This is a genomic window from Piscirickettsia salmonis LF-89 = ATCC VR-1361 (genome assembly GCF_000297215.2).
GTDB classification, from domain to species: domain Bacteria; phylum Pseudomonadota; class Gammaproteobacteria; order Piscirickettsiales; family Piscirickettsiaceae; genus Piscirickettsia; species Piscirickettsia salmonis.
In genome coordinates, this window is the sequence record NZ_AMFF02000113.1 from 1 (window position 1) to 10,688 (window position 10,688).

The 10,688-nt window shown below is 42.0% G+C and carries 8 protein-coding genes and 2 pseudogenes; 6 read left to right on the forward strand and 4 right to left on the reverse strand.

Features of this window, described 5'->3' with window-relative positions; genetic code table 11:
• Nucleotides 1-308 (reverse strand): annotated as a pseudogene (locus C200_RS16940) (helix-turn-helix domain-containing protein); the annotation flags it as partial.
• A gap of 43 nt (nucleotides 309-351) precedes the next feature.
• Here C200_RS16940 and C200_RS11000 point away from each other — a divergent pair.
• The 5 genes and pseudogenes from C200_RS11000 to rnhA all read left to right on the forward strand — a co-directional run.
• Nucleotides 352-1,254, forward strand: a complete 903-nt coding sequence (locus C200_RS11000) for an ABC transporter permease (protein ID WP_016209559.1) — start codon at nucleotides 352-354, stop codon at nucleotides 1,252-1,254.
• A 9-nt stretch (nucleotides 1,255-1,263) separates the two neighbouring features.
• Nucleotides 1,264-2,226: an oligopeptide/dipeptide ABC transporter ATP-binding protein gene (locus C200_RS11005; RefSeq protein WP_016209572.1), complete on the forward strand. Its 963-nt coding sequence runs from the start codon at nucleotides 1,264-1,266 to the stop codon at nucleotides 2,224-2,226.
• On the forward strand, nucleotides 2,227-3,216 hold the full coding sequence (oppF, locus tag C200_RS11010; RefSeq protein ID WP_016209568.1) for a murein tripeptide/oligopeptide ABC transporter ATP binding protein OppF: 990 nt from the start codon (nucleotides 2,227-2,229) through the stop codon (nucleotides 3,214-3,216). It abuts the gene before it with no gap.
• Between the two features lie 168 nt (nucleotides 3,217-3,384).
• The gene (locus C200_RS11015) at nucleotides 3,385-3,723 is read left to right on the forward strand and encodes a hypothetical protein (RefSeq protein ID WP_016209540.1); all 339 of its coding nucleotides are present in this window, start codon (nucleotides 3,385-3,387) and stop codon (nucleotides 3,721-3,723) included.
• Nucleotides 3,720-4,136: pseudogene (gene rnhA, locus C200_RS11020) on the forward strand (ribonuclease HI); the annotation flags it as partial. The gene C200_RS11015 and the pseudogene rnhA, both read left to right, overlap by 4 nt.
• Nucleotides 4,137-4,343: 207 nt before the next feature.
• Here rnhA and C200_RS11025 read toward each other — a convergent pair.
• Nucleotides 4,344-4,559, reverse strand: coding sequence for a DUF6356 family protein (locus C200_RS11025; protein ID WP_016209564.1), 216 nt, complete (start codon nucleotides 4,557-4,559; stop codon nucleotides 4,344-4,346).
• 186 nt (nucleotides 4,560-4,745) lie between these two features.
• On the opposite strand from C200_RS11025, the gene rsmI reads away from it, so the two are divergent.
• Nucleotides 4,746-5,585 carry a 16S rRNA (cytidine(1402)-2'-O)-methyltransferase gene (gene rsmI / locus C200_RS11030; RefSeq protein ID WP_016209551.1) on the forward strand — a complete coding sequence of 280 codons (840 nt, stop codon included), beginning with the start codon at nucleotides 4,746-4,748 and terminating at the stop codon, nucleotides 5,583-5,585.
• Between the two features lie 37 nt (nucleotides 5,586-5,622).
• On the opposite strand, the gene C200_RS11035 is transcribed toward rsmI, so the two are convergent.
• The gene (locus tag C200_RS11035; protein WP_016209545.1) at nucleotides 5,623-9,117 is read right to left on the reverse strand and encodes a hypothetical protein; all 3,495 of its coding nucleotides are present in this window, start codon (nucleotides 9,115-9,117) and stop codon (nucleotides 5,623-5,625) included.
• Between the two features lie 325 nt (nucleotides 9,118-9,442).
• Nucleotides 9,443-10,354 carry a hypothetical protein gene (locus C200_RS11040; protein ID WP_016209566.1) on the reverse strand — a complete coding sequence of 304 codons (912 nt, stop codon included), beginning with the start codon at nucleotides 10,352-10,354 and terminating at the stop codon, nucleotides 9,443-9,445.
• Nucleotides 10,355-10,688: the final 334 nt, after the last annotated feature.

Genomic DNA, 10,688 nt, shown 5'->3' on the forward strand with positions numbered 1-10,688 from the left:
TAACATCGGGGGATGTATGAGTGCTTAACCGCTGATGAATCAACAACATTTTTGCCTCCTTCTGAAAATTTGTCGAAAAAGCTTTGACCTTTGCTTAGCGTTTAGCTCGTTTTTCTTGTGCGCAGCGAGAAGTAAGCCGGTGACAATAAAGACCTTTAAAATCGATTGGGGTGTGCCGTTTAATCTCACGGCTAATCGTGCTAGGAGAAAAGCCAAGTGCTCTAGCAATTCGATCTGAGCGAGTCTCCCTCTGATAACCGTTGTTCGATATAAAAACGATCTTTTTCATTTAAGTGCCGATAAACCATCTCTACCCTCTAAGTCAAAAGGCGAACTAGAGAGTTTATCTGTATGAATATGAACTCTCTACTGAGTGTTGCACTTCAGATGACGGAGGGCGAACAAGAAATAACCGGGCGTAGTTTGTGGGCGGATGCAATGCGGCGTTTTTTTAATAATAAAGGAGCGGTTGTTAGCTTAGCTATCCTGGTTATTTTGATTGTAGCAATTATTATTGGTCCATGGTTGAGCTCGTATACTATAGAGCAAACTGATTGGAGTGCAATTTTTAGTGCGCCCAGTGGGCAGCATCTTTTTGGTACAGATGAGCTTGGGCGTGATTTATTTGTAAGAACGATGGCAGGTGGTAGAATCACACTGTATGTTGGCTTTATTGCTACCTTTGTGAGTATTGTGATTGGTATTTTATATGGGGCAACCGCAGGATTTATTGGCGGTAAAGTCGATGGTGTGATGATGCGTATTGTCGATGTATTATATTCATTGCCTTTTTTATTTTTTATCATTCTTTTAATGACGTTTTTTGGCCGGAATTTTATTTTAATGTTTATTGCCATTGGTGCGATTTCTTGGCTGGATATGGCAAGGATTGTGCGTGGTCAAACCTTAAGCTTAAAAAGTAAAGAATTTATTGAAGCGGCTTATGCGTCTGGTGTGAGTCAATTTAGTATTATTATTCGTCATATTGTCCCTAATTTGTTAGGCGTGGTTGTTGTCTATGCAACTCTTACGGTGCCAACTGTGATTTTAACTGCTGCATTTTTAAGTTTTTTGGGTTTAGGTGTGCAAGCACCGATGACCAGCCTTGGAGTCTTAGTGAATAGCGGGGCACAAAATATGACGATTGCTTGGTGGAGCATTGCCTTTCCAGGTGCTGCATTAGCTTTAATTTTATATTGTTTTAATTTTATTGGTGATGGTTTGCGCGATGCCTTAGATCCCAAAGGACACTAGGAGTCGATAATGAATTTATTAACCGTGAATAATTTGCAAGTGCGCTTTAAGACACCTGAAGGCATAGTTAATGCAGTGAATAAGGTGAATTTTTCTGTAGAAAAAGGCAAAACCTTAGGTATTGTCGGTGAATCAGGTTCAGGCAAAAGTCAAACGGTATTAGCCTTGATGGGCTTGTTGGCAAATAATGGTGAGGTTTTAGGGTCTATTCAGTTTAAAGGTGAAGAGCTGATTGGATTACCTGTGGCAAGGCTCAATAAAATTCGTGGGCATCATATGGCGATGATTTTTCAAGACCCGATGACTTCACTGAATCCTTATTTGACTGTCGCCAAGCAAATGATTGAAGTGTTGGTATTGCATAAAGGCATGACGAAAGCCCAAGCGCAGCAAGAGGCGCTGAATATGCTTGATGCGGTTAAAATTCCTGAAGCGAGCAAGCGCTTGAATATGTACCCGCATGAATTTTCAGGGGGGATGCGTCATCGGGTCATGATTGCTATGGCCTTATTATGTCGTCCTGAATTATTGATTGCTGATGAGCCAACCACCGCCTTGGATGTGACTGTGCAAGCGCAGATCTTAGCTTTATTGCGTGAGTTACAACAGGATTTTAATACATCAATTATCATGATTACACATGATTTAGGGGTGGTTGCTGGCAGTTGTGATGATGTGATGGTGATGTATGCAGGGCAAACCATGGAGCATGCGGGTGTGAATGCTATTTTTGCCAAGCCGCTGCATCCTTATACACAAGGGTTGCTAAACGCTTTGCCGCGTTTGGATCAGGTGGATGAAGAGTTAGTAACAATACCTGGTAACCCACCTAATTTATTACATTTACCCGCCGGCTGTCCATTTCAGCAGCGTTGTCCTGTCGTCAGCCCAGTATGTGCTGAAAAACCACCACTATTGCGCCAATTTAATCAGCGCACCGGGGCCTGTCATCGTATTGAGGAGGTGGCTTAAATGTCTGTCGCACCGATATTAAAAATTGAAGATTTAAGTGTTCATTTTAAAGTAAACCAGGGCAATAGTTGGCCTTGGCAACCGGCAAAAACCTTAAAAGCGGTCAATGGTGTCAGTTTTGAGTTGTATGCTGGAGAAACCCTGGGTGTCGTGGGGGAATCAGGCTGTGGTAAGTCAACACTGGCGCGTGCGATTTTAGGCTTATTGCCTTCTCAAAATGGTAGAGTATTGTGGCTCGGTGAAGATTTGCGCCAGCTCAATAAAAAAGCTTTACGTGATAAACGTCGTGAATTGCAAGTGATATTTCAAGATCCACTGGCGTCATTGAACCCGCGAATGACCGTAGGTGAAATTATTGCTGAACCTTTAAAGGCGTTTTATCCAGCAAAGAAAAAGGCAGCGATCATGGCTGAGGTGAAAGCGATGATGCAATTAGTGGGTTTATTACCAAATCAAGTCAATCGCTATCCGCATGAATTTTCTGGTGGGCAATGCCAGCGTATTGGGATTGCCCGTGCGCTCATTTTACAACCTAAGTTGATTGTCTGCGATGAGCCAGTGAGTGCGTTGGATGTATCGATTCAAGCGCAAATTGTGAATTTATTAAAAGATTTGCAGAAAAAATTAGGCTTATCATTGATTTTTATTGCCCATGACTTAAGTGTAGTCAAGCATATTAGTGATCGTGTTCTGGTGATGTATTTAGGCCATATTATGGAACTTGCTGATAAGGTAGATTTATTTTCCCAGCCTGAGCATCCGTATACACAAGCGTTGATGTCTGCGGTGCCTGTGCCAGACCCTAAAAAAGAACGTACAAAAAAATTAGCGTTATTGCAAGGGGATTTGCCTTCGCCGATTTCACCACCCAGTGGTTGTGTATTTCGTACCCGTTGTCCGCGTGCGGTGAATAAATGTGCTGAAAGTGTGCCAATATTGCAAGAGGTTGGCAGCAGTCAGGTGGCTTGCACTCAGTTGTCAATTACATGAATCATGCTATTTTAAAGCGTATTGAGTGCTGATAGGGCAAGATTAAGGGGCTTAAGGCCTCTTTTTTATATCGTATTAAGTTAAGGCTATGATCTTGACTAAGGTTGCGTATAATGAGGTCACGTTAGTGAATTAATAAACAGTTCTATAGAGAAGGTACTAAAGTGCATGAGTTATCCAGCCTTGATTCAGCAAATCGATAAATTATCAAAAAAGTATGGCTTTGAGCGTCATAAAATGCGTTTTATCTCTGGTATCACAGATGCTGAAACATTAGCCGCTGAGCGTAAATTAAGCCATGCGGATGCTGAAGGCTTAATTCAACAACATGGCATAAATGGCATTTGGTTGGCTTGGCTTACTGATGATGGTTTGTTGATTGAAGATGAGTGTTTTAAATATATAGATGAACTGTTGGCAATGCCGTCTTATGCTGAAGAGTGGTTTGATTTAGTGAACGGCCATGAAGAAATCCAGAAAAAAGAAGCACAAGGTTTGGATAAATGATAGAGATTTATACCGATGGTGGTTGTCGCGGCAATCCAGGGCCTGGTGGCTGGGGGGTGGTGATTATCGATGCTAAGGGAGGTACAACGGAATTAAACGGCTATGAAGCACAGACGACAAATAACCGCATGGAGCTGACGGCGGCGATTAAGGCACTTGAAACACTGACTTTAGGGACTCGAGCATGCCTTACGACAGATTCGAATTATGTAAAGCAAGGCATTAGCCAGTGGGTGCAGCAGTGGAAAAAAAATGGTTGGAAAACTGCACAGAAAAAACAGGTGCTAAATCAAGATTTATGGCAGCAGCTTGAGGCCCTCAATCAGAGTTTAAATATTGAGTGGCAGTGGGTAAAAGGCCATAGTGGACATGCGCATAATGAGCGCTGCGATGAGCTAGCAAATCTAGCCATGGATGGCCAAGTGGCTCAACCATTAAAAGCTAATCACGTGGTTGCTGAGCATAATACGAATAATAATCATAGCCAGGTGGAAAGTAATCTAGAAGAGCGTTTAGCGCGGGTAGAAGATAAACTCGATGCGATTTTGCAGCGCCTCGCTGAGCTTTCATAAGTGTTATTATGTGCTGATTGCGTGGTTATTACAGTAAATATCGTTGATTTATTGAGGTTTACGACTGCGTTTTTCTTCAAGATCTTGATTGATCTTATCAATGAGGTAGCTTGCCGTATGCGTTAAAATAAAAGGCAACAGTGCATGGAGCATGAGGCAGCAGGCGGCGGTAAATAATCGACCGCACTGTCGTAAGGCAAAGCGCATATGTGAAAAATAGCTTTCATTAGCATCAATTAAATGCTGCCTCAATGGGTTCGACATGACTATCTTCCTGATATTTTACCTAGATACTATCAACTATGAATGAAACTCAGGCTAAATGCGAGCAAAATGATGTGCTTTTAAAGTAATGTCCAGATTATTAAGTAGATTATTTTACTGTTATAAACTCAGGTGAAAGAGCTTGAGAGATCCTGTGATAATTTTAACATAAAGAGAAGTGATTTTATGTCGGCTTGTTTATATATTGTGGCAACACCGATCGGCCACCTGGGTGATCTAACTTCACGTGCGATTGGGGTGTTAAAAGAGGTTGCGGTGATTGCCGCTGAAGATACGCGTCATAGCAAGCGCTTATTACAGCACTTTAGCATTCAAACGTCTATGCTCACGTTGCATGAGCATAATGAACGTGAGCAGGCTTTAGCCTTATTAGCGCGTATTAAGCAAGGTGAAAGCATGGCGTTGATCTCAGATGCCGGCACGCCTTTAGTCAGTGATCCGGGTTATCACTTTGTTCGCCTTGCTCATGAGCTAGGGGTTAAAGTCGTGCCTATTCCTGGGGCCAGTGCCTTGATTGCGGCTTTATCCGTGTCGGGTTTGGCCTCGGATGAGTTTCGTTTTGTTGGCTTTTTGCCGGCTAAATCTTCAGGGCGAGGCCAACGTTTGCAAAGTTTAAGCACGGATACGGCAACACTGATTTTCTATGAAGCACCGCATCGCATCTGTGATTGTATTGTGCAGATGGCTGAGATTTTTGGTGCCGAGCGTGAAGCCTGCATTGCCCGGGAGTTAACCAAACAATATGAAACCATTAAAAAAGCGCCGCTAGCCGAGTTAATCACTTGGTTAGACAGTGATAGTAATCAGCAACGTGGTGAATTTGTTATCTTAGTTACTGGGGCTGAGAAAAAGCCCGAACAGGCATTAAGTGTTGAGGATGAGCGTATCATGGGGGTTTTACTGGAGCAGTTGAAGGTAAAAGCAGCAGCACAACTGGCTGCTGAAATTACTGGCAAGAGTAAACGTGATTTTTATCAATATGCGTTGAGCTTAAAAGAGAGGTAGGCACGGTGGCCTACCATTATCGTGTGCTGTTCAATCTTTATCCGCAGGCAGCTTGTTGGCTTTGAGCTGTTGCCTTAAGATCGAGAGGCGGTGCTGCTTCTGCTGCTTGTAGCTGTTGGAGTGCTGGTGTTGAAGTTGCATAAGGTGATGTGGATACTGCTCTAGCTTCTACACCTGGGTCTTTATCCTCAAAATGTGCGAATGCCTCTCCGTCTTTTAGTTGCTCTGGTTGTATTTGCTCACGAGGAGAGGCTAATATTTGGGCTGTAAGATCAGCACTGGTTGATGGTACCCCTGGCCCTGTCCCAGATCTAGGGGATATACTGTCTCCTGAAACATTTCCTGCAAACTCGGATTGAGATGCTGCTAATGATGCTGTAGGCATAGGAGGAGTTACGGCTGTTGGCCCTGAGTCTGCTGAGCCTTTGCCTGCGAATGATGTGTATCCCGGTGCACTGGATGCTGTCAATGGTTCTCGTGGCTCAGCGCTTGCAAGTAGAAGGTCAGGTCCATGATTTTGATCTCTGCCAGGCTCAGGTTCGCGGCCAAATCCATCACCTTGTATTAACGGGTGGCCTTCCAATCCTGTGATTCCCTTTAATTCTTCTTTTGCTAAGTCAGGTGATTTGGGTAGAGTATTCTTTCCGGCCATCGCATAGGCAGTGCAACGGTGCATGAGGTTGGTCAAACCACGCTGAACCCAATGCTGGGCACGGCTGAAGGATTTAAGGGGGCTAAGAAGCCAATTTCTTTCGGGGCGCTGATTATCATATTTGGCTCGTAAGTTATTTGCTACTTCCTGCTCGTTGCCGCCGAAGCCGGGAAGGCGTTTTGCAACCTGGCGAGTAAAGATATTGCCACGTATAACCTTAGTCGCTATCCCTGAAGACTGCTTGATGACCGTTGCGAACTCTAGCATGCCTGCGACAAAGTTAGCAACAGCTGGGAGTCCTACAGCGATTGGGTGACGTAGTCCTCTGCAAATGCCCATGGGCACTGAAACTGCCCAGTTCACTACTTTGCCAAGTGCATTTGTGGGAGCGGGTGGTCTGATGCCGAATTTTTCTCCAGGAACCAGTGCGTACATTAATTCAACACCGAACACTTTTTTTAAGTCATGGAAGCAAGCTCGTATTTGGCTTTTTTTTATTTTGCTTAAACTAGCGTAAGCTGCTGGACTTAATTGCTGAAGCTTTTTGAGGTTATTACATATGTTTTGTACATGCTTTTTCCCATCCTCTCCATGATTTTTTATAATACTTGCTAAGACGGCTGTAGTGTCGCGCATAATATGTTCTGGCTGATTATTGAAAAGCATCATGGAGGTTGCCAGCGCGCTGCCTTTGGTCATGACTAATACATTATTCCATGCTTGGCCGATGGGGTTAGAGCCAAAGTCAACCTCCATACCCACAGCCTTGAAGGCTTCAGCGATTAAAGGTGCTGCTAAATTGGCAGCAGCGCCTGTTAGTGCAAGCATGAGTACTGTTTGCATTAATTGTTTGGCGACAAAGACATCCCTTCTGTGGTGAGGGTCATCCTTTATCTCTTCAAGCCTCTCAAAAAAGTGCCCAAATAATTCAGTTTGTTTAAGAGGATTTACCAATGGGTCAAGTATGATGAGCTCTAAAAATTTGCCTGGTACAATCCATGACCACATTGATCCGACAAAACCCGTGCTGCCAGAAAACATGTTACTCACGTAGTTATATGCTTTGACTACGCTTAGTTCAATGTGACTTAAATGGCTTAGTCCGACTGCTTTAAAGGCGGTAATCAGCCCAAGCGGGCCCCATAAAAAACCATGTAAAAAGAGGCCAATGGTGGGGTTTGACCTAAAAACAGCAGCTAGAGGATTGGCAATATGCCTTGTAAAAAGTGCCGTTGCTGCTGGAATGGAGCTGAAACCACCACCGGTATCTAAGGTTAACTGTGTTGGTACGGCTACGGCTACGGCTGGTTTTTTAGCTTTTGCTGGCCCTAGTAAGGGCTCTTCACCCCTATTCGCTTCATCTGCTTGAATATCAGGGAGTTCGAGATCGAGCTTGCGTCCTGCGCGCACGACTATCTCTAGCTTAGGGTGTTTTGTACTGCCCCAGCCGAATAGTGCTTTCTGCCCCCAGCGTATAACCGGGCGTGCGGCAACTTCAGCTGCATTAACTACATATGTAATGGGTGCTGCGAGACCGGCAGCAAGTCTTTTAGCGGGCTCAACAAAGTAGCCACCATTTTTCTTTTCTTCTACCGCGATGGCATGATGAGTGGCTGCGGCAAGATAACCAACCCCAGCACCAACGATAGCACCGATTGCAGTACCAACCACTGGAAAGATTGTTCCAATCGTTGCACCTGCAATTGCAAATGCTGCAGGACCTGCGGCTAACAGGTTATTGGCTCCTGCTCTGTGTAAATACCAGGAGTTTCTAGTAGCTGAAGCCTTGGTAGGTTCATGCTCACTACGCTTGTCTTTTAACTGCTCGGCAAGTGTAGCTTGCTGATCTACTTGTTGATCGCGGTTTGCTTCTGCTTGAGTTAGGTCTGTTGTAGAGCTTGGTTTTAGTAGGGGTGTTTCTTCAGTATCTACATCTACACTTGTTTTAGCTGTATGCTCTAGATCCTGTGCTGGCTTTATTTCTTCCTTGACTTGGGCTCCAATTGCCTCTAAGTAATCGCAGTCTTTTGCAATGTTTGCTTCACTTATTCTATAATGAGCAGGGTTAAGATAATACGTTTCTTTTTCTTCTTCTTGATCAGCTGCTTCTTGTTGTTCCTCGTGTGCTTTTTTATCAGAAGATGGGCCAAAGAGACCGAAGTTAGACCTGTTTAAAGCTTTTCCGTGACCGCGGCGCTGATGCTGAGGGTTACGCAGAATGTCCTTGGCGTTTTGTATATTCTTATAAAGGTTATCACGACGAACAGTCCGGGTGTCTCGATTATCATATTCTAAATTAGCTTTTTCTTGTAGGCCTTCAAGTAAAGCTTCGGATAAATCGACAACATCAGAGTATAGATGTAAAGCGGTGACATCGACATTGCCCTCCTCTCCAGCAGCGTCAGCTATGCGGTCGAGTCTATGTTCTATGATGGTTTTTAATGCATTATTAATTACATCATCGCCGGCAAAAATTTTATCGATTCTTTCTCTAACCTGAGCTATTACAGCGTTAAATTCTTGGCGCGTACATTGGCTATAGCGATTTAGTTTTAACAGGGGAGCCAGTGTCATTAAGGCGAGCTGGGTTTCATGCGTTGCTTTTAACTTCCTCTCGCGTCGTCTTCTGTTTCCTTGATCTTCACGGTCGGGAATATTTTTTAGGCCATGACGAAAATACACACCTAACTGTGAGACAGTACGGGCTAAAAAGTTAAACTGTTCTTTATCTGTTGTATCACCAAAGTAAAGTGGCATGTCTAATGGGTGAATACCAAAGTCTTTCTTATCTAATTGGAAGTGAAGTGTAGGAGCAGATTGTTTATATCTGACCTCTCCATGCTCGCTAATGTCGACAATGCGCTTAAGGTCTAATGGCATATAAAATTCCTTAGCTTTAATAAAATTTTATAAAAAGTAGAAGATAAATTTTTTATATAGCTTTATTTATATGTTAAACATGGAAAGTTTATAATGATAAAAATAGTAATAATTGTGAGTTTTAAGCGTTGAAAATGTAAATTTACATTGATATAAGAAAAATATAAGCAAATAATCTAAAATATTCATTTTGGAATAATGGTTAAGAATAGTGGAAAATTTAAATGTAATTTTTAAAATTAAAATATAGTTAAATATAATTTTTATTATATAGTTTATTTGTTTATTTTTATGTTTTTTTAAATTAAAAAAATAGAAGATTAATTTATTGATCTGCTATAGGGATTAATTCAACTGCCTGCTGATTATCTTGAGGCTGGTTGCTGCGAGCATGATCAAGAAAAGGTAAAGATGTTTTGGCAATACTTTTTGCTTGACGCTCATGCTCTTGAGATAGGCCTAATTGTGCTGCATCCAGCCTTAATTCTTTATCGCTTGGAGCCTCATTTGAGTGGCGTTGGGTCAGCTTATTAAAAGCTGAAAAGATGCTTTTAATTGCGAGTTGAATCTTTAACCATGGGGATTGTTTGATACTTTGTTTGTACTGTGTAAATGCTTGAGCATGCTCAGATGATGGATTGTGAGCGAGTTTAAATGTGAGCGCACTCAGATGATTTAGATGTTGATTAAAGCGTTTACCTTCTAGAGATTTTATGCGCCCTGAGTGTGCTATTTTTAGTCCGTGAGTAAAAAGTTCTTCAGAAAGTGTAGAGATTTTATTACATACTTCACTCATTTCAGGATGTGTTGCTCTAATTTGTTCAAGGTTATTTTGAATATGCTGATATTTATCATATATATTTAATGTATCTTGAATAGCTTCGTGGTCAGAGCCAATGTGCCAGAGCCTTCGAAAGTTTGAACTCAAGCTATAGAGTAAAAATAATGAAACGGGAAACGTTGCTAGAAGTAGTAAATCTGGGACTGCAGTGTCGCTATAGAAATCTTTTTCTTTAAGGTTGGGTTTCAGTTCAGCGTCAAGGTGTCTATAAGCATCACTCAAGCCTTCCAAGGTGTATTTTTTCATAGCAGAGTCTGGTTCTAGCTTATTAAATTCCCGAAGCGTGCATTTTAGTTTTTGCTTAACTTCACCTTTTTGAAAACCAATATTAAAATCCTCTATTCTTTTTCCATGAGATGGCTTTTGGGAGACAGTAGGGCTCTGTTGTTTAGGCATTAGTTTTCTCTCTAAATTAAGCGTTTTTATAAGATAGAGTGTTACTCTTAATTAAAAAATACTATAAAGATAAATTTTATTCTGTAGAGAAAAAACAAAATGCTCCGCTATATAGGCTATAATTTAAGTAAAATTTTTCTTTACGGATTTTTTTACATTAGGGGTTAAAATAAAATATTATCTATATTAATAATCTGGATTTATTGAATAGTTACAGAATAAATAAGATAGAAAGAAAGGAAAATAGCCACCTTATTGACAAGCCTACTAGTCAATCGCTGCGAGTCATGTGAGAGCACAGTGGTGGAGTGTGCCGATTCAAGGCACGCAACGC

Bases quoted from the DNA above. Each gene is read 5' to 3' on its own strand.
- C200_RS11000 (WP_016209559.1), top strand. From the start codon at position 352: ATGAATATGAACTCTCTACTGAGTGTTGCACTTCAGATGACGGAGGGC.
- C200_RS11005 (WP_016209572.1), top strand. From the start codon at position 1,264: ATGAATTTATTAACCGTGAATAATTTGCAAGTGCGCTTTAAGACACCT.
- oppF (WP_016209568.1), top strand. From the start codon at position 2,227: ATGTCTGTCGCACCGATATTAAAAATTGAAGATTTAAGTGTTCATTTT.
- C200_RS11015 (WP_016209540.1), top strand. From the start codon at position 3,385: ATGAGTTATCCAGCCTTGATTCAGCAAATCGATAAATTATCAAAAAAG.
- C200_RS11025 (WP_016209564.1), bottom strand. From the start codon at position 4,559: ATGTCGAACCCATTGAGGCAGCATTTAATTGATGCTAATGAAAGCTAT.
- rsmI (WP_016209551.1), top strand. From the start codon at position 4,746: ATGTCGGCTTGTTTATATATTGTGGCAACACCGATCGGCCACCTGGGT.
- C200_RS11035 (WP_016209545.1), bottom strand. From the start codon at position 9,117: ATGCCATTAGACCTTAAGCGCATTGTCGACATTAGCGAGCATGGAGAG.
- C200_RS11040 (WP_016209566.1), bottom strand. From the start codon at position 10,354: ATGCCTAAACAACAGAGCCCTACTGTCTCCCAAAAGCCATCTCATGGA.